General features: G+C 70.4%; 20 protein-coding genes. 4 read left to right on the forward strand and 16 right to left on the reverse strand.

Going from position 1 to position 18,211, the window contains the following annotated elements; genetic code table 11:
- Position 1 precedes the first annotated feature (1 nt).
- From H7694_RS10310 to infC, 5 genes are all read right to left on the reverse strand, one after another.
- Entirely contained in the window at positions 2 to 679 is a 678-nt protein-coding gene (locus H7694_RS10310; RefSeq protein WP_193596425.1) for a response regulator transcription factor, read from the reverse strand.
- An 8-nt stretch (positions 680 to 687) separates the two neighbouring features.
- On the reverse strand, positions 688 to 1,494 hold the full coding sequence (locus tag H7694_RS10315) for a TrmH family RNA methyltransferase (protein WP_193596426.1): 807 nt from the start codon (positions 1,492 to 1,494) through the stop codon (positions 688 to 690).
- A 78-nt stretch (positions 1,495 to 1,572) separates the two neighbouring features.
- Positions 1,573 to 1,959 carry a 50S ribosomal protein L20 gene (rplT, locus tag H7694_RS10320; protein ID WP_193596427.1) on the reverse strand — a complete coding sequence of 129 codons (387 nt, stop codon included), beginning with the start codon at positions 1,957 to 1,959 and terminating at the stop codon, positions 1,573 to 1,575.
- Between the two features lie 35 nt (positions 1,960 to 1,994).
- Complete coding sequence (gene rpmI, locus H7694_RS10325) at positions 1,995 to 2,192, reverse strand: 50S ribosomal protein L35 (protein ID WP_193596428.1); 198 nt, start codon at positions 2,190 to 2,192, stop codon at positions 1,995 to 1,997.
- Positions 2,193 to 2,265: 73 nt separating this feature from the next.
- Entirely contained in the window at positions 2,266 to 2,886 is a 621-nt protein-coding gene (gene infC / locus H7694_RS10330) for a translation initiation factor IF-3 (protein ID WP_193599176.1), read from the reverse strand.
- A gap of 248 nt (positions 2,887 to 3,134) precedes the next feature.
- Here infC and H7694_RS10335 point away from each other — a divergent pair, with 248 nt between their 5' ends.
- Entirely contained in the window at positions 3,135 to 3,515 is a 381-nt protein-coding gene (locus H7694_RS10335; protein ID WP_413782942.1) for a DUF1844 domain-containing protein, read from the forward strand.
- 32 nt (positions 3,516 to 3,547) lie between these two features.
- Here the strand turns inward: H7694_RS10335 and H7694_RS10340 are convergent, their stop codons facing one another.
- The 6 genes from H7694_RS10340 to H7694_RS10365 form a co-directional block, all read right to left on the reverse strand.
- Positions 3,548 to 4,393 (reverse strand): SseB family protein, encoded by an 846-nt coding sequence (locus tag H7694_RS10340; protein ID WP_193596430.1) that lies wholly within the window; start codon positions 4,391 to 4,393, stop codon positions 3,548 to 3,550.
- The gene (priA, locus tag H7694_RS10345) at positions 4,377 to 5,123 is read right to left on the reverse strand and encodes a bifunctional 1-(5-phosphoribosyl)-5-((5-phosphoribosylamino)methylideneamino)imidazole-4-carboxamide isomerase/phosphoribosylanthranilate isomerase PriA (RefSeq protein WP_193596431.1); all 747 of its coding nucleotides are present in this window, start codon (positions 5,121 to 5,123) and stop codon (positions 4,377 to 4,379) included. Before priA ends, H7694_RS10340 begins: the two co-directional genes overlap by 17 nt.
- Before the next feature lie 121 nt (positions 5,124 to 5,244).
- The gene (hisH, locus tag H7694_RS10350) at positions 5,245 to 5,883 is read right to left on the reverse strand and encodes an imidazole glycerol phosphate synthase subunit HisH (protein WP_193596432.1); all 639 of its coding nucleotides are present in this window, start codon (positions 5,881 to 5,883) and stop codon (positions 5,245 to 5,247) included.
- The gene (gene hisB, locus H7694_RS10355) at positions 5,880 to 6,515 is read right to left on the reverse strand and encodes an imidazoleglycerol-phosphate dehydratase HisB (protein ID WP_193596433.1); all 636 of its coding nucleotides are present in this window, start codon (positions 6,513 to 6,515) and stop codon (positions 5,880 to 5,882) included. Before hisB ends, hisH begins: the two co-directional genes overlap by 4 nt.
- Positions 6,512 to 7,594 carry a histidinol-phosphate transaminase gene (locus H7694_RS10360; protein ID WP_193596434.1) on the reverse strand — a complete coding sequence of 361 codons (1,083 nt, stop codon included), beginning with the start codon at positions 7,592 to 7,594 and terminating at the stop codon, positions 6,512 to 6,514. The genes hisB and H7694_RS10360 overlap by 4 nt, the downstream gene beginning before the upstream one ends.
- A gap of 90 nt (positions 7,595 to 7,684) precedes the next feature.
- Entirely contained in the window at positions 7,685 to 8,065 is a 381-nt protein-coding gene (locus H7694_RS10365; RefSeq protein WP_193596435.1) for a LysM peptidoglycan-binding domain-containing protein, read from the reverse strand.
- 303 nt (positions 8,066 to 8,368) lie between these two features.
- Between H7694_RS10365 and lexA the strand changes: the two genes are divergently transcribed.
- Entirely contained in the window at positions 8,369 to 9,055 is a 687-nt protein-coding gene (gene lexA, locus H7694_RS10370) for a transcriptional repressor LexA (RefSeq protein WP_193596436.1), read from the forward strand.
- A gap of 159 nt (positions 9,056 to 9,214) precedes the next feature.
- Here the strand turns inward: lexA and metE are convergent, their stop codons facing one another.
- Positions 9,215 to 11,527 carry a 5-methyltetrahydropteroyltriglutamate--homocysteine S-methyltransferase gene (gene metE / locus H7694_RS10375; RefSeq protein ID WP_193596437.1) on the reverse strand — a complete coding sequence of 771 codons (2,313 nt, stop codon included), beginning with the start codon at positions 11,525 to 11,527 and terminating at the stop codon, positions 9,215 to 9,217.
- A complete protein-coding gene (locus H7694_RS10380) occupies positions 11,524 to 12,474 on the reverse strand; it encodes a methylenetetrahydrofolate reductase (protein ID WP_193596438.1) in 951 nt (316 codons plus the stop codon). Before H7694_RS10380 ends, metE begins: the two co-directional genes overlap by 4 nt.
- Positions 12,475 to 12,613: 139 nt before the next feature.
- On the opposite strand from H7694_RS10380, the gene H7694_RS10385 reads away from it, so the two are divergent.
- Positions 12,614 to 14,518 carry a prolyl oligopeptidase family serine peptidase gene (locus tag H7694_RS10385; RefSeq protein ID WP_193596439.1) on the forward strand — a complete coding sequence of 635 codons (1,905 nt, stop codon included), beginning with the start codon at positions 12,614 to 12,616 and terminating at the stop codon, positions 14,516 to 14,518.
- Between the two features lie 5 nt (positions 14,519 to 14,523).
- Here H7694_RS10385 and smpB read toward each other — a convergent pair whose 3' ends face one another.
- Genes smpB through ftsE form a run of 3 tightly spaced genes read right to left on the reverse strand, consistent with a single transcriptional unit; the run spans position 14,524 to position 17,061 of the window.
- Positions 14,524 to 15,000: an SsrA-binding protein SmpB gene (gene smpB / locus H7694_RS10390; protein ID WP_193596440.1), complete on the reverse strand. Its 477-nt coding sequence runs from the start codon at positions 14,998 to 15,000 to the stop codon at positions 14,524 to 14,526.
- 40 nt (positions 15,001 to 15,040) lie between these two features.
- Positions 15,041 to 15,955 carry a permease-like cell division protein FtsX gene (gene ftsX, locus H7694_RS10395; protein WP_193596441.1) on the reverse strand — a complete coding sequence of 305 codons (915 nt, stop codon included), beginning with the start codon at positions 15,953 to 15,955 and terminating at the stop codon, positions 15,041 to 15,043.
- Positions 15,952 to 17,061, reverse strand: coding sequence for a cell division ATP-binding protein FtsE (gene ftsE / locus H7694_RS10400; RefSeq protein WP_193596442.1), 1,110 nt, complete (start codon positions 17,059 to 17,061; stop codon positions 15,952 to 15,954). The genes ftsX and ftsE overlap by 4 nt, the downstream gene beginning before the upstream one ends.
- Positions 17,062 to 17,240: 179 nt before the next feature.
- Between ftsE and H7694_RS10405 the strand changes: the two genes are divergently transcribed.
- A complete protein-coding gene (locus H7694_RS10405; protein ID WP_193596443.1) occupies positions 17,241 to 18,182 on the forward strand; it encodes a DUF2510 domain-containing protein in 942 nt (313 codons plus the stop codon).
- Positions 18,183 to 18,211 lie beyond the last annotated feature (29 nt).

Raw genomic sequence — 18,211 nt, forward strand, 5'->3', positions numbered from 1 at the left:
GTCAGCCCTCCAAGCGGTACCCGACGCCGCGCACGGTCTCGATCAGGGATGCACGGCCGATCTTGCGCCGGATCGAGGCGACGTGCACCTCGAGCGATCGGGCGAAGCTCTGCCAGTCGGTGTTCCACACCTCGCGGATGATCCGCTCACGCGGCACCGGGACTCCCGGGTACCGGGCGAGCACCGCGATGATGTCGAACTCCTTGCGGGTGAGGTCGACCTGCTGCGCGTCGACGAGCACCCGGCGGGCGGCGAGGTCTATCCGCACGCCGTCGATCTCGAGCTGCGAGTGGTCGCCGGGTGCGGACTGCAGTGCGTGGATCGGCTGCAGCCGGCGGGTGACAGCCTCGATGCGGGCGAGCAGCTCGCGCACGTCGTACGGCTTGACGACGTAGTCGTCGGCGCCGGCGCGGAGCCCCCGGATGCGCTCCTGCACATCGGTGCGGGCGGTGGCGATGATCACCGGCACGCCGCTCTGCGCCCGGATGCGGCGGCAGAGGTCCACCCCGTCGATGTCGGGCAGGCCGAGGTCGAGCAGCACGACCTCGGTGTCTGACCCCAGCAGGTCCAGCGCCTGCGCGCCGTCCTGTGCGCGCACCGTCGCGTACCCGGAGCGGCTGAGGAACGTCGCGAGTGCCTCTGCGACGCGGTCGTCGTCTTCGACGATCAGGATGCGCACGGCTCCGCTCAGTCCGCAGCGCGCTGAGCGAAGGCGCTCTCGTAGAGGCAGACGCTGGCGGCGGTCGCGAGATTCAGCGACTCGGCGCGCCCGAAGATCGGCAGCCGCAGCGCACGGTCGGCGAGCTGCAGGGCTTCGTCATCGAGTCCGCGCGCCTCGTTGCCGAACAGCCACGCGGTCGGGCCTGCCAGCACGCCACCCGCGCGCGCCGCGAGCAGGTCGTCGCCCTTCACATCCGCCGCGAGGATCTGCATCCCGGCGCCATGCGCCCGCTCGACGACGTCGTTCAGGTCGCCGCCGACCGAGATCGGCAGGTGGAACAGCGAACCGGTGGTGGAGCGCACCACCTTTGGGTTGTACGGGTCGACGGTGCGGCCCGTGAGCACCACGGCATCCGCACCTGCGGCATCCGCCGCGCGGATGATCGTGCCGAGGTTGCCGGGATCGCGCACCTCCTCGCAGATCGCCACCAGGCGGGGGGATGCCGCGAAGATGTCGCGCACCGACGTGGGCGTCTGGCGTGCGACGGCGATGATGCCCTGCGGCGTGACGGTGTCGGCCATCGCCGAGAGTACGCCCTCGGTGACGTACTCGACGTCGATGCCGTGGTCGGCTGCGAGAGCGCGCACGTCGCCGTGCCTCTCCCAGGCGGTCGGCGTCGCGAACAGCTCGACGATCGCGTCGGGCAGGTAGCCGAGCGCCTCGCGGACCGACTGCGGTCCCTCCAGCAGGAACAGTCCGGTCTCGGTCCGGGCGCTGCGCTTGGTCAGCTTCGCGACGGCACGGACTCGGGGCGAGCGAGGATTCTCCAGCACGTCCTCAGTCTAGAGGGGGCCGGAAAGACGGAACGGGCGCCTCCCCGAGGGGAGACGCCCGTTTGCGGAACCGATCGATCAGGCAGCGGCCTTCGGAGCGTTGACGTCCGAGGGAAGAGCCTTCTTCGCGACCTCGACCAGGGTGGCGAACGCACCGGCGTCGGTCACGGCGAGCTCGGCGAGCATGCGGCGGTCGACCTGCACACCGGCCAGGCCCAGACCCTGCATGAAGCGGTTGTACGTGATGCCGTTCTGGCGGGCAGCGGCGTTGATGCGCTGGATCCACAGGCGGCGGAAGTCGCCCTTGCGCTTGCGACGGTCACGGTACGCGTAGACGAGCGAGTGGGTGACCTGCTCCTTCGCCTTGCGGTAGAGGCGCGAACGCTGGCCACGGTAACCCGAGGCGCGCTCGAGGATGACGCGACGCTTCTTGTGCGCGTTGACTGCGCGCTTGACTCTTGCCATTTTCCTGGATTCCTATTCGTACGTTCGGGCGACGATCAGCCGCGGCCGAGAAGCTTGTTGGCGACCTTCGTGTCGGCCTTGGAGAGGACCTGGTCCTGGTTCAGGCGACGGGTCTGGCGGCTCGACTTGTGCTCGAGGTTGTGGCGCATGCCGGCCTGCTGCTTCTTCAGCTTTCCGCTGCCGGTGATCTTGAAGCGCTTCTTAGCACCCGAGTGGGTCTTCTGCTTCGGCATCTTCTCTTCCTTCGTGTGGCGCCCTGGCGGGCGACGGTGGGTTACCCGCACGGAGCGGGAGCTGGGGAGCGGCTCACGCCGCGGAGTCGTCGTCCTCTGCGGCCGGGCCGGTGGAGTTCTTCGCATCGCGAGCGGCCTGCTTGTTCGCGGAGCGGACCGCGTTCTGCTCGGCCTTGGCCTCGGACTTGTTCTTCAGCGGAGCGACGACCATGACCATGTTGCGTCCGTCGATCGTGGGGTTCGACTCGACGGTGCCGAACTCGGCCACGTCCTCGGCGAACTTGCGCAGCAGACGCACGCCCTGCTCGGGACGCGACTGCTCGCGACCGCGGAACAGGATCATGGCCTTGACCTTGTCACCGGACTTCAGGAAGCCCTCGGCGCGCTTGAGCTTGGTGATGTAGTCGTGCGCCTCGATCTTCAGGCGGAAACGGACCTCCTTGAGGACCGTGTTCGCCTGGTTGCGGCGCGCTTCCTTCGCCTTCTGGGCAGCCTCGTACTTGAACTTGCCGTAGTCCATGATCTTGACCACGGGCGGCTTGGAATTCGGGGCGACCTCGACGAGATCGAGATCTGCCTCCTGGGCCAGACGCAGCGCTGCCTCGATGCGGACAACACCGATCTGCTCACCCGCGGGGCCGACGAGGCGGACCTCGGGGACGCGGATGCGCTCATTGGTACGGGGATCGCTGATGCGGAGCTCCTTAGACGGGGGTTTCGGCCACCAGGATGCGGTATGCGTCCCGGGCGAATTCGGAGTCTCCCACCCGCCGGCGCATCCAGAAGCACCGGCTTGTGACACCCTTTCCACCGGCATCCGGCGGGGTGCAGAACCCGGTAGCCTGGAACGGCAAGCGCGGGTGGGAAGTGAATCCTCTTTCGTACCGGAGCATGACACTCCGGAGCCCGCAGAAGTCTATCAGAAAGCATCCCGAAGTGACGATTCCCGCCGAGCACGCCGATGACCGCCACGAGCGCTGGGCGCAGCAGGAGCAGGCCGCAGCCGCCGCGACGCGCGACATCGCCGATGTCCCCGCAGTCGAGGTGATCACCACGACCGCCGTGCACCTGATGAGCGCCGCAGCCGTCAAGCTCGGCCTGGCGGACGACCCCGAGGCGCAGCTCGACCTCGACGAGGCGCGCAAGCTCATCAACGCCCTCGCCGGCCTCATCACGGCCGGCGCGCCGGAGATCAGCAGCGCTCACGCCAGCCCGCTGCGCGACGGCCTGCGGTCGCTGCAGCTCGCGTTCCGCGAGGCATCGCCCATCCAGGATCCCGTGGGCAAGGGCCCCGGCGAGAAGTGGACCGGGCCGGTCAACTGACCGTCGCGCGGCAGCGGGTCGGATGCTGAGGCTCAGCCGGCGGAGCGGGTGAGCCTCACGGTCAGCGAGTCGACCAGGACGGCCATGCGGTCATCGGCCGCCCAGCGCTGAGCGAGCCGGGCCAGCACGGCATCCAGCGTCTCCCGGTCGAGTCCGTCGACGAGTTCGAGGGTCACGACCAGCTCGGGTCCGCGCATCCGGGCGTCCGGGTCGCCCGGCGCCACGGCGATGTCGATCACGGCCAGCTCGTGCGCGATGCTCTCGCGCAGCGCCGTGAACACCTCGGGAGAGAGGAAGCTCGGCTCCCAACGCTGCCCCTGGGCGATCGCCCAGACCGCGGGACGGCGGATGACGAACTCGGTCTCGCCCGCGGCATCCAGCACGATCAGGTCGGTCTCCTCCCCCGACGCCGAGAGCGCGACCCGCACCGCCTCGACGGGGATGGGGCGCGCCGCGGCGTCCCAGCGCCGCATGGTGTCGACCGAGGAGAACACCGGCTGCACCCGGCGGCCGTCAGGGGCGGCGACGGTGACGATCGACAGCTCCTGCGTCTTGTCGACCTTCAGTCCGGTGGGGCCGATGCCCTCGTCGCCCTTCTCGGCCACCAGGGGCACGAGCACGCGCGCGCTGCGGAACGCGTCGACGACCTCGGTCTGACTCCCGGTTCCCGCGCGGAAACGCGTCAGGGCGGCGAGCAGCGCCGGATCCGCCGACCCGTCATCCGTGGCGTTGGCGTTGGGCTGGAAGCTGCGACCCGCCCAGGGCACGCCTGCGGAGTCGCCGGTGCTGCCGTGGTCGCCGGCGCTGCAGTGCTCGCCGGTGGTGCCGTGGTCGCCGGTGCTGCCGTGGTCGCAGGCTCCGTCAGTCTCCTGCGACATCCAGCGCCTCGACCAGGGTGAACTGGCCGGCGTATAGGGCCTTGCCGACGATGGCGCCCTCGACGCCGATCGGCACGAGCTCGCGCAGCGCGATGATGTCGTCGAGGCTCGAGACGCCGCCCGAGGCGATCACGGGCTTGGGCGTGCGCGAGGTGATCTCGCGGAGCAGTTCGAGGTTCGGACCGCGCAGCGTGCCGTCCTTGGTGACGTCGGTGACCACGTAACGGCTGCAGCCGGCCTCTTCCAGGCGCTCCAGCACCTCCCAGATGTCACCGCCGTCCTTGGTCCAGCCGCGCGCCGCGAGCGTGGTGCCGCGCACGTCGAGTCCGACGGCGACGGCCTCGCCGTAGCGCCCGATCACGTCGGCCGCCCACTCGGGGTTCTCCAGCGCCGCGGTGCCGAGGTTGATGCGGTTCGCCCCCGACTCCAGTGCGGCCTCGAGGCTGGCGTCATCGCGGATGCCGCCGGAGAGCTCGATGTTCACCCCGCGGTACTGCTTGATGACCTTGCGCAGGATCGAGGCGTTGCTGCCACGGCCGAAGGCCGCATCGAGGTCCACCAGGTGGATCCACTGCGCGCCCTGATCGACCCACTCGCCGGCGGCGTCGATGGGGTCGCCGTAGCTCGTCTCGGTACCCGCCTCGCCCTGCGTGAGGCGGACGGCCTTTCCGCCGGCCACATCGACCGCGGGGAGGAGGATCAGCGGGGGAGACTGTGCGAAGTCGTTCATGACGTCCTTGGTTCGGGTGCGCGTCCGCGGCGTGCGAACACGAGACACGAGACTAGTCCGCACCGTTGCCCGGTTCAACACGGGTGCCGCGGTGTGACCCAGCCCGGCGTCGCGGGAATGCTCAGGGCAGTGATTCGGTCCAGTTGCGCAGCAGGCGGATGCCGGCGTCGCCGGACTTCTCCGGGTGGAACTGCGTGGCCGACAGCGGGCCGTTCTCGACCGCGGCGAGGAACCTCTCCCCGTGCGTGGCCCAGGTCACAGCGGGCTGCGGGAACGGCGCGGTCACGTCGAGGGTCCAGCTCTTCGCGGCGAAGGAGTGCACGAAGTAGAAGCGCTCCTGTTCGATGCCGCGGAACAGCACGCTTCCCTCACCCGGCTCGACGGTGTTCCAGCCCATGTGCGGCAGAACCGGTGCGTCGAGCTCGGCGACGATGCCGGGCCACTCCCCCAGCCCCTCGGTGTTCTGTCCGCGCTCGACGCCACGCTCGAACATGACCTGCATGCCGACGCAGATGCCCAGCACGGGGCGTCCTCCCGCCAGGCGCCGGTCGATGATCTCGTCGCCGCCGTGGGCGAACAGCGCATCGCGCACAGCGGCGAACGCGCCGACGCCGGGGACGACGAGCCCGTCGGCCTCCAGCGCCCGGTCGCGGTCACGCGTCAGCTCGACGTCGGCGCCGGCCGCAGCCAGAGCCTTGACCGCCGAGTGGACGTTGCCCGACTCGTAGTCGAAGACGGCGACCCGCGCAGCGCGGCTCACAGCGCCCCCTTGGTGGACGGGATCCCCTCGACCAGCGGATCGGCGGCCTTGGCCTGCCGGAAGGCGCGGGCGAAGGCCTTGAACTCGGCCTCGGCGATGTGGTGCGGGTCGCGCCCGCCCAGCACGCGCACGTGCACGGTGAGACCGGCGTGGAAGGTGATCGCCTCGAAGGCGTGACGCACCAGCGAGCCAGTGAAGTGCCCGCCGATGAGGTGGAACTCGAAGCCGTCCGGTTCACCGCTGTGCACGAGGAACGGGCGCCCGGAGATGTCGACGACGGCCTGGGCGAGCGCCTCGTCGAGCGGCACGAGCGCGTCGCCGTACCGGGAGATGCCCGACTTGTCGCCGAGGGCCTCGCGGATGGCCTGGCCGAGCACGATCGAGATGTCCTCGACGGTGTGGTGGGCGTCGATGTGGGTGTCGCCGGTGGCGCGCACGGTGAGGTCGGTCAGCGAGTGCTTGGCGAACGCCGTGAGCATGTGGTCGAAGAACGGCACCGAGGTGGAGATCTCGCTGCGTCCCGTGCCGTCGAGGTTCAGCTCGACCTCGACGGTCGACTCGGACGTGCTGCGGGTGCGCTGCGCCGTACGCGGCTGCGGTGCGGTGCCCGTCTCAGGGCTGAGTGCGCTCATGAAGACGATCCTATCGACGCCAGTGCGTCCAGGAACGCGGTGGTCTCGGCCTCGGTGCCCGCTGTGACGCGCAGGTGGCCCGGGATGCCGACGTCGCGGATCAGCACGCCGCGGTCGTAGAGCGCCTGCCACACCGCCCTCGGGTCGTCGACGCCGCCGAAGAGCACGAAGTTCGACCAGGAGGCGTGGGGGGTGTAGCCGAGCGCCTCGAGCGTAGCGGTGATGCGGTCGCGCTGCTCGACGATCTCGTCGACCATGCGCAGCATGGTGGCCGAGTTGCGCAGTGCCGCGGTCGCCGCCGCCTGGGTGAGGGCGCTGAGGTGGTACGGCAGGCGCACCAGGCGTAGCGCGTCGATGAACGCGGGGTCGGCGGCCAGGTACCCGACCCGGGCGCCGGCGAACGCGAACGCCTTGCTCATGGTGCGCGAGACGGCCAGCCGCGGGCGCCCCGGCAGCAGGGAGAGAGCGGATGCCGCATCCTTGGGCGCGAACTCGTGGTACGCCTCGTCCACGATCACGATGCCGCGGGCGGCCTCGTAGACGGCCTCGACGACGTCGAGGCCGAGAGGGGTGCCCGTCGGGTTGTTCGGCGAGCACAGCAGGATCACGTCGGGGTCCGCGTCGCGCACCTGCGCGGCGGCATCCTCGGCGGTGATCGTGTAGTCGTCCTCGCGCGTGCCCGAGATCCACCGCGCCCCGGTGCCCTGCGTGATCAGCGGGTACATCGAGTACGTGGGTGCGAAGCCGAAGGCGGTGCGCCCGGGGCCGGCGAAGGCTTGCATGATGTGCTGCAGCACCTCGTTCGAGCCGTTGCCCGCCCAGATCTGGTCGGCGGTGAGACCGTGCCCGAGGTAGCCGGCGAATGCCTCCCGCAGAGCAGTGAACTCGCGGTCGGGGTAGCGGTTGACGTCGGTGAGGGCGAGGGCGATGTCATCGAGGATGTCGCCGACCACGGCATCCGGCACGGGATGCGTGTTCTCGTTCACGTTCAGCGCGACCGGCAGCGGCGCCTGCGGCGCGCCGTAGGGGGTGAGCCCGCGCAGATCAGCGCGGAGGGGCAGCTCGTCGAGGGAGGTCACCCCTCAATCGTAGGACGCCGGATCGGGCCCCTTCCCCGCGTGACGCCACTGGTCGTCGCGCGCGTGGGCGCGGATTCTGCCCCGTTCGCGTCAGCGCGCGTACTCGACAGGGATCGCGATCTCGTCGCCGATCTGGATCATGCCGGTGCTGAGGTTGTTCAGCCGCTGGATGTCGTCGATGACATCGCGCGGGTCGTCGTTCGGTGCGACCGTGGAGGCGATCGACCAGAGCGTGTCACCCGGCATCACGGTGACGGTCTGGAACTGCACGTTCGCCGCCTGGTCCCCCGAGGCGAGGGCGGAGCCGCCCGCGAACACGGAGAAGGCGAGGACGGCGACGACCGGTGCCGCGGCGAACGCGGTGAGGACGCGGCGGCCGCGTGCGGTCAGGCGCAGGCGGGTGCGGGAGGCCGACCGCGCACCGGCGGACACGCGAGCGATCGCGGGGACCTGGATGCTGATGGTGCTCATGTGACGCTCCTCTGTCTTTCCCCGCGCGCCGGCGGGACTGGTACAGCTTTCGCATCCGGCATCCGGCCGGGGATGCCGGATGCGAAGCTGTGTTCCGAACTTATCTTCGATATCGAACATCTGTCAAGAATTCTTCGACAATCGACCCGAATCCATCCCGACACGCTCGAACAGATCTTCCGTTTTCGGTGATTCCTCGGATACGGTTTCGATATGGAGAGCCCATCACGGGCCACCGACATTCGAACCGGACGCCCGCGCTGGCGCGGATCCGCACCGGACGGCACGCATGAAGGAGCACCGATGAGCGACATCCCGGCCCCCGCCTCCGAGGCTCCGCGCACCCGGCGGCGCAAGAGCCTCAGCGCCAAGCAGATGGCGATCCTCGAGGTCATCCAGACCTCCATCGCGCGGCACGGCTATCCGCCGAGCATGCGCGAGATCGGCGATGCCGTCGGGCTGAAGTCGCTCTCGAGCGTGACCCATCAGCTCGGCCAGCTCGAGCTCAGCGGCTACCTGCGCCGCGACCCGGGCAAGACGCGCGCCATGGAGGTGCTCATCGACCTGCCGGGCACGAGCGCCGAGAACCCCGCCGACACCGCGCCCGCCGTCGGCGATGCCGCCCTCGTGCCGCTGGTCGGGCAGATCGCGGCCGGCGTGCCCATCACGGCCGACCAGCAGGTGGAGGAGATCTTCCCGCTGCCGCGTCAGCTGGTCGGCAAGGGCGAGCTGTTCATGCTGAAGGTCAACGGCGAGTCGATGATCGACGCCGCGATCTGCGATGGCGACTGGGTCGTCGTGCGCACGCAGAACGATGCGGAGAACGGCGACATCGTCGCGGCCATGATCGACGGCGAGGCGACGGTGAAGGCGTTCCGCCGTCGCGACGGCCACACCTGGCTGCTCCCCCGCAATTCGGCCTTCGAGCCGATCCTCGGCGATGAGGCCGTCGTGCTCGGCAAGGTCGTGGCGGTGCTGCGCGCCGTCTGATCTCCCGCCGAAACCCCTCAAGGTTGTCGAAACCCCTCCTGAATCTCGCAATTCAGGAGGGGTTTCGGCACTGCTGAGGGGTTTCGGCGTCTGACGACGCGTCTGACGACGAGACTGACGACGTCGCGCGTGACGACGTCGTCAGTCCCACTTCACGCGTCAGGCGGGGACGACCACGTCCTCACGCACGCGGCGGGTGGCCTCGACGATGTTGCGCAGCGAGGCGACCGTCTCGTCGTAGCCGCGGGTCTTCAGACCGCAGTCCGGGTTGACCCACAGCTGACGCAGCGGCAGCTCGTCGACGGCGCGGCGCAGCAGCGACTCGATCTCGGCGACGCTGGGAATGCGGGGCGAGTGGATGTCGTACACACCGGGGCCCACGCCGTGGTCGAAGCCGTACCGTGCGATGTCGGCGACGACCTCCATGCGGCTGCGGGCGGCCTCGATCGAGGTGACGTCGGCGTCGAGCGCGCGGATCGCGTCGATGACCACGCCGAACTCCGAGTAGCAGAGGTGCGTGTGCACCTGCGTGGGAGCGGCGGCGCCGCCGGTGGCGAGGCGGAACGAGCGCACGGACCAGTCGAGGTAGGCGGGCTGGTCGGCCTTCTTCAGCGGCAGCAGCTCGCGCAGCGCGGGCTCGTCGACCTGGATGATGGCGATGCCCGCGGCCTCGAGATCGGTGATCTCATCGCGCAGCGCCAGGGCCACCTGGTTCGCGGTCTCGCCCAGCGGCTGGTCGTCGCGCACGAACGACCAGGCGAGGATGGTGACCGGGCCGGTGAGCATGCCCTTGACGGGCTTGACGCTCAGCGACTGCGCGTACGCCGCCCACGACACGGTGATCGGGGCCGGGCGCGACACGTCGCCCCACAGGATCGAGGGACGGGTGGCGCGCGAGCCGTAGGACTGCACCCAGCCGTTCTCGGTCACGGCGAAGCCGTCGAGGTTCTCGGCGAAGTACTGCACCATGTCGTTGCGCTCGGGCTCGCCGTGCACCAGCACGTCGAGGCCGAGGTCCTCCTGCAGCGCGACGACGCGGTCGATCTCGGAGCGCAGGAAGTCCTCGTAGTCGTCCTGCGGCAGCTCGCCACGTGTGAACTGGGCGCGCGCACGGCGGATGTCACCGGTCTGCGGGAACGAGCCGATCGTGGTCAGCGGCAGTGCGGGCAGGTTCAGCGCCTGCTGGGCGTTCTCGCGCTCCTGGTAGGGGGCGCGCGAGAAGTCGTCCTCGACGAGCGCACGCCGGCGCACGGCGCCGTCGCGCACGCCGGGCGCCTCGCGGCGGTCGGCGAGGGCTGCGGATGCGGCATCCAGTTCCGTCGCGACGGCCTCGCGGCCCTCCGCGAGCCCGCGGGCGAGGGTGACGACCTGTGCGACCTTCTGGTCGGCGAACGCCAGCCATGACACCAGCCGCGCGTCGAGCTTCGACTCGTCCTCGACATCGTGCGGTACGTGCAGCAGCGAGGTCGAGGTCGAAGCGGCGACGGTACCGGCGCCGAGGGCGCGCAGCGCCTCGAGCTTGCCGAACGCGCCGTCCAGGTCACCGCGCCAGATGTTGTGTCCGTCGATCACACCGCCGACGAGCACCTTGCCGCCGAGATCGGGCAGCGAGGCGGGCACGGCACCGCGCACCAGGTCGATTCCGATGGCCTCGATGGGCGCCGCGGCGAGCACGGCGAGGGTCTCCCCCAGCTCGGCGTACGGGGCGGCCACGAAGATCGACGGGCGCTCGGCGGCGCCGCCGAGCACGGCGAGGGCGCGCTGCGCGGCATCCGCCAGCCGGCCCGTCGAGGCAGGCAGCGACTCGCTGACCAGCGCCGGCTCGTCCAGCTGCACCCACTCGGCTCCTGCGGCCTTCAGTGCCGCGAGCAGCTCGACGTAGACGGCGACGACGTCGTCGAGGCGCGAGAGCGGGTCGAAGCCCTCAGGCGCGTCGTCCGATGCCTTGGCCAGGGCCAGGAGCGTGACGGGACCGACGATGACGGGGCGGGTGCGCAGTCCCGCTGCGGCGGCCTCGGCGACCTCGCGCACGAGGCGGTCGCTCGAGAGCGAGAAGACCGTCTCGGGGCCGATCTCGGGCACCAGGTAGTGGTAGTTCGAGTCGAACCACTTCGTCATCTCGAGCGGGGCGCGGTCGCCCTCGCCGCGGGCGACCGTGAAGTACGCCGGCAGGCCGATGGTGCCGTCCTCGTCGCGCAGGTCCTCGAAGCGCGCGGGGATCGCACCGACGGTCACGGCGGCGTCGAGCACCTGGTCGTAGAACGAGAACGACTCGGGGATCGACGAGTCGTCACGTCCGAGGCCGAGGCCGGCGAGGCGCTCGCGGTTCGCGGCACGCAGCTCGGCTGCGGTGGCCTCGAGCGCGCTCTCATCGATGCGGCCGGCCCAGAAGGCCTCGACGGCCTTCTTGAGCTCGCGGCGACGGCCGATGCGGGGGTAGCCGAGGATCGTCCCGGTGGGGAAGGCGGTCATGGGGTTCCTTTCGATGCGGAGGAGAGCTGCGGCTCGGTCAGGATGCCGGCCTGAGCGAGGACGTCGAGCACGGTCTCGTGCTGGTTGAAGGCGTACAGGTGCACCCCCGGTGCGCCGCCGGCGACCACGTCGCGGGCGAGATCGGCGGCCTGCTCGATGCCGATCTGCCTGCGCCCTTCGGCGGTCGGCTCGACGTCGAGGGCGATCGAGAGCTCGCCGGGGAGTTCTTCGCCGGTGAGCTCGAGCACGCGCGCGAGCCGGGCGGGTGAGGTGATCGGCATGATGCCGGGGAGGATCGGTATGGTCACGCCGGCGCGGCGGGCGCGCTCGACGAAGGCCAGGTAGTGGTCGGCGTGGAAGAACAGCTGCGTGATCGCGAGGGTGGCGCCTGCGGCCTCCTTGGCGAGTAGCGCGTCGACGTGCTGGCTGCTGTACGCCGAGCGCGGGTGGCCGTTCGGGAAGGCGGCGACGGCGATGCTGACCTTGCGTCGCGGTGCGACGCGCACGGCACCCGGGTTTCCTGGCACCGGTGATTCCTCGTAGGGGGCGCGCTCGGCCTGGACGCGGTCGATGAGCTGCGCCAGCTGCGCCGAGCTCTCCAGGTCGCCGAGGAACGGCTCGTTCTCGTCGTGGCCGGCGGGCGGGTCGCCGCGCAGGGCCAGGAAGCTGAGGATGCCGGCATCGAGGAACTCGCGGATGAGGCGCGCGGCCCCCGCGTAGGTGTTGCCGACACAGGTGAGGTGGGCCAGCGGCTCGACGTCGGTGTGCGTGCGGATGTGCCGCAGTACCTCGAGCGACCGGCCGCCGGTGGAACCGCCCGCACCGTAAGTCACGGAGAGGAAGTCGGGCCCGGCTTCGGCCAGGCGCGCGATGGTCTCGTGCAGGGCCGGCGAGCTGGCCGGCGAGCGGGGCGGGTACAGCTCGAACGAGAAGGGGACGCTGCTCATGGCTGACTCCTCTCCGATGCGGGCCGTGTGCGTTCCCAGCACGGTAGAACGACGACGTATCCCGGCGCACACTGTGTGACGTCGTGTGTCGGATGCTGACCCCGGATGTCTGCGCGCCCGCCTGGATAGGCTCGTTCCCATGACCATGCCGTACGGTTCCTGGCCCTCGCCCCTCTCCGCCGCCGACGTGTCGGAGGCGGCTCCCCGCATCGAGGGAGCGCGTTTCGTGGGCGACGATATCTGGTGGGGTGAGTCGGTGCCGTCGCAGGGCGGGCGGATCACCGTGCGCACCTCGGCGGGCGCCGAGCTGCTGCCCGAGCCGTGGAGCGCACGGTCGCGGGTGCACGAGTACGGCGGCGGATCGTGGACGGCGGATGCCGACGGCATCCTGTACTTCGTGAACGGCCCGGACCAGCGGGTGCATCGGATGCCGCGCAGCGGCGCGCCCGAGCCGCTGACCGCACCCGCACCGCTGACGCCGTCCGGCGCGAACTTCGGAGGCCTGACGCTGCAGCAGGGGCGCCTGTTCGCCGTGCGCGAGGATCTGCGCTCCGAGCCCCATCTGCGCGCGATCGTCGAGATCCCGCTCGACGGCTCCGCCGCCGACGACGAATCGGCCGTGCGCGTGCACGCGGAGGGGCCGGGGTTCTACGCGCACCCGGCACTGTCGCCCGACGGCACGCGGCTGGCGTTCGTGGAGTGGACCGACTCCCACATGCCCTGGGAACATGCGATAGTCGCCGTCGCGCATCTGGAGTCCGGATCACTGACGACGGTCCCCTGCCTGGCCGCTCTGCAGCCCGAGTGGCTCTCCGACGACGAGCTGCTGTACGCCGACGACGCCACGGGACGCTGGAACCTGCACGTCGCACGGCTCGGCGCCGACACGCCGCCTCCCGCCCAGACGCCTCCCGCCACCACCGAGCCGTTCGCCCTGGCGGATGCCGACACCGGCGGCGGGCTGTGGGTGCTGGGCAACCGCTGGTACCGCGTGCTCGCGGACGGCAGGATCGTCGCGGTGCGCACGAACGGCGCCGACGAGGTCGTGCTGATCGACCCCGCCTTCGGGGCCATGCGCACTCTCGCGGTGCCTGCGACCGGTGAGACCAGCATCGACGACATCACCGGCACCCGCGTGCTCGTCTCCGGCAGCGGCGCCGCTGTCGCACGCGGCCTGTGGAGCGTCGACGTCGACAGCGGCGAGGTCGCTGCGGTGCGCGGCGGCGAGGCGGTCGATCCGGCGTGGATCCCCATCGCCCGCCCGATGACCTTCGACGGCCCGCACGGCGAGGTGCACGCCTTCGACTACCCGCCGTCGAACCCGGATGCCGTCGCCCCGGCGGGTGAACTGCCGCCGTACATCGTCATGGTGCACGGCGGCCCCACCGCTCACGTGTCAGGGGTGGCGTCCACGGCGTACGCGTACTGGACCAGCCGCGGCATCGGCGTGCTGGATGTGAACTACGGCGGCTCCACCGGGTACGGACGCGAATACCGCGAGCGGCTGAACGGTCAGTGGGGCGTCGTCGACGTCGACGACGTGATCGCCGCCGCCCGCGGACTGGCCGACGCAGGGCTCGCCGACCCGCGCCGCATCGCAATCCGCGGCGGCTCGGCCGGCGGCTGGACCGTGCTCAGCGCCCTCGTGCGCGGTGGCACGTTCGCGGCGGGGATCAGCCGGTACGGGGTCGCCGATCTGCGGATGCTGGCCGCCGAGACCCACGACTTCGAGAAGCACTACCTGACCGGCCTGGTCGGCCCGCTGCCGGAGGCGGAGGACGTCTACATCGAGCGGTCGCCGCTCACGCACGCCGAGCGCATCGACGTGCCGGTGCTGCTGCTGCAGGGCGAGGAGGACCGCGTGGTGCCGCCCTCGCAGTCGGAGGCGATCCGCGACGCGCTGGCCGCGCGCGGCGTCCCGCACGAGTACGCGCTGTACCCCGGCGAGGGGCACGGCTTCCGCCGTGCCGAGACGATCATCGCGTCGCTGGAGACCGAGCTGCAGTTCCTCGGCACCGCCTTCGGCTTCGAACCCCGCGTCTAGAGGGGCTACTCCCCCGTGCGGTTGCGCAGCCGCATGGCGCGCTCGGCCTCGCGGGTGTCCTGGCGCTCGCGCAGCGTCTGCCGCTTGTCGTACTCCTTCTTGCCCTTCGCGAGGGCGATCTCGACCTTGGCGCGGCCGTCGGAGAAGTACAGGCGCAGCGGGATCAGCGTGTAGCCGCCCGCGGACACCGCGTGCTCGAGCTTGAGGATCTCGTCGCGATGCAGCAGCAGCTTGCGGATGCGCTTGGCGGAGTGGTTGGTCCAGTGGCCCTGGGAGTACTCCGGGATGTGCACGGCGTCCAGGAACGCCTCGCCGCCCTTGATGTACGCGTAGCCGTCGCTGAGGTTGGCGCGTCCCTGGCGCAGCGACTTGACCTCGGTGCCGGTGAGCACGAGGCCTGCTTCGTACGACTTCTCGAGGTTGAAGTCGTGACGCGCGCGACGGTTGGTCGCGATGACCTTCTCACCGCGTTCCCTGGGCATGTTCTCTCCTGACGATGGACCAGCCCATCAGTTTATATGCTCAGGTGCGCAGCCAGCGGCGGATCGCGAAGCCGGCCGACAGCGCCGACAGCAGCACGCCGATGCCGATCAGCACAGGCACGACGAACGCGGCATCCTGCATCCCGACCAGCGGCCTCATGAACGGCACCCGTTCGGCGATGTATCCCTCGACGCCGAAGCGCACCCCGGTGAGCACCGCGCCGCTGGCGAGCACCGAGCCGAGCAGCGCCGCGAAGACGCCCTCGAGCACGAACGGGGTCTGGATGGAGCTGTTCGAGGCGCCCACCAGCCGCATGATCCCGATCTCCTTGCGGCGCGCGAACGCCGAGAGCCGGATCGTGGTGGCGATCAGCAGCACTGCGGCGACGAGCATGAGCGCGGCGACGCCGACGGCGATGTAGGTGGCGACGGTGAGTGCCGAGAACAGCGGGTCGAGCAGCTTGCGCTGATCCTTCACGGCCTCGACGCCGGTCTCGCCCGAGAACGCCTCGGTGATCACCTCGGACTGCTGCGGGTCCTTCATCGTGATGCGGAAGTCGACCGAGGTGTTCTCCACGCCGATCACGCCGGCCTGCTCCTCGCCGAGCTGAGCGACGATGTCGCCGAACGCCTCTTCCTTGGTCTGGAAGCGCACCTCGCTGATCAGCGGTGCGAGAGCCTCGCCCTTGAGCGCCTGATCGACCTTGTCGATCTGCTCCTGGGTGGCCTCGCCGCCGACGCAGTTCGGCACGGTCGACAGCGGCGAGCACATGTAGACGGTGACCTCGGCCTTGTCGCCCCAGTACGCACGCATGGTGCTGATCTGGGTCTGCATAAGGATCGCCGCGCCGACGAAGGTGAGCGAGACGAAGGTGACGAGCACCACCGAGATGACCATGGAGAGATTGCGGCGCAGGCCCAGGAGGGCTTCGCCGACGATGAGTCCGAGATTCATGAGGTCGGGCCCACTTCCTCTTCGTCGTCCCCGGAGAGGCCGAGGCGATCGGCCACGCCGAGCTCCTCCACCTGCACGTCGGGGAGGAAGATCGGGTTGGTGCGCGGCCCTACGGCCGCCGGCGACTCCTCGGGCGGGGTGGCTGCGGCGGGCGGTTCGGGGGCACGGACGTCGGATGCCGCGGCATCCGCTCTCTCCTGCGCGGCCGGACGCTCGGCGGCCGGACGCTCTGCGGGCGCCGGACGCTCGGCGGCGGGACGGTCAGCTGCAGGGCGGACGATGTCCGGGGATGCCGGACGCTCGGCCGCCTCGCGCATCACGGGGATCGCGACGGTCTCGCGCTGCACCTCCTGCACGGCGGTGAGCGCCGCCGCGGCGGCGGCGCCAGGCACCGCTTCGGGCTGCAGGCGCGGGATGGCGGAGGTGTCGCCGTATCCGCCGCCGACCTCGTCGCGCACGAGCACACCCTGCTTCAGTTCGATGACGCGGCGCTGCATCTGGTCGACGAACGCCGCCTCGTGCGTGGCCATGACCACGGTCGTGCCGCCGGCGTTGATGCGCGTCAGCAGCTGCATGATGTCGACGGAGGTGGCCGGGTCGAGGTTTCCAGTGGGCTCGTCGGCGAGCAGCACCTTGGGCCGGTTGACGATGGCGCGCGCGATCGCGACGCGCTGCTGCTCACCGCCGGAGAGCTCGTGCGGCATCCGCTTGGCCTTGCCGTCGAGCCCGACCAGGGCGAGGGCCTCGGGCACCGCCTGCTGGATGAACCCGCGCGAGGAGCCGATCACCTGCAGGGAGAACGCCACGTTCTGCGCCACGGTCTTCGACGGCAGCAGCCGGAAATCCTGGAACACCGAGCCGATGTGGCGGCGGAAGTAGGGCACCTTCCGGTTGGCGAGCGAGCGCAGGTCGCGCCCGAGCACGGCGACGCGTCCCGTCGTGGGGACGTCCTCGCGAAGGATCAGGCGCAGGCAGCTCGACTTGCCGGAGCCGGAGGCTCCGACCAGGAAGACGAACTCCCCGGACTCGACGTTGAAGTCGACTTCGGACAGTGCTGGGCGTTTGGTGCCGCGGTAGCGTTTGGTGACATTCTCGAACCGGATCATGGCCCTACGAGCCTATGCGCGACGCCGCGCCGCACGCCCAGCGACACTCCCGACCCGGGTGCGACGCCCGATCGGACACCCGCGCGTCGACCCCGACTGGTATACACATAGGGGCGCGTTCGCGCCACCGAGGGGGCCTCGCGTCAGTGCACGCGGGCAGAGACGACGAGGAGGGCGCGATGAGCGTTCCCGCTGGATGGTACGACGACGGCTCAGGGCGGCAGCGCTGGTGGGACGGGCAGCAGTGGACGGAGCACTACGCCCCGGCCGATCAGGCGCCCGCCGCCGATGCGGATGCGGCTCAGGGAGGAGATGCCGCTCAGACCGCGGATGCCGCGGACGCGAGCGCACAGCCCGGCGCAGCCGCGGCCGACGCCGCGCAGGGCGCGTACACCCCGCCGACGGCATCCGGTTACGCAGACCCGAACCAGACCGCGGCGTACCCGGCGGCCCCGGTCGCCGGCGACCCGTACGCCGCCCCGGGCGGCGCGTACGGCGCACCGGGTTACGCCGCCGCGCAAGCTGCAGGGCCGAAGAAGACTCCCGTGCTCGGCTTCATCGGCCTCGGCCTGGCCGTGCTCGGCACGATCCTCGCCTGCATCCCGCTGCCGGTCACGTTCGGCATCGGCATGTTCCTGCTGTTCGCGGCGCTGGTCGTCTCGATCATCGCGGTGTTCCAGAAGAACACGAAGAAGTGGCCCTCGATCACCGGCATCATCCTGTCGATCCTGGGCGGCATCATCGGCATCACGATCTTCGTGATCGCCTGGCTCGTCGGCATCGCGAACACCGCGGCCGAGACGTTCCCGACCGAGTTCACCTCCGAGGCACCGATCGAATCGCCCACCGACAGCGACTCGGGTGTCATCGGCGGCGAGGGACGCCCGTCGACGGACGAGGTCGAGACCGGACTGCGCGAGATCATCGCATCCGTCGGTCAGGGCGAGGCCTTCACCGACGAGCACTACCAGTGCTACGCGCAGTACTTCGTCGACTCCGACATCCCGGACGACACGCTGTGGACGATCGCCTCGGGCGAGGACGCGCTGATGGACATGGATGCCGCCGGCGAGTTCAGCGAGAAGTTCAGCTCGGGCATGACGACCTGCCTGATGCCCTGACCCGCTTCATTGCAGAACCGCCCCGTGAC

This window comes from Microbacterium sp. YJN-G, assembly GCF_015040615.1.
In the GTDB taxonomy this organism is placed as follows: domain Bacteria; phylum Actinomycetota; class Actinomycetes; order Actinomycetales; family Microbacteriaceae; genus Microbacterium.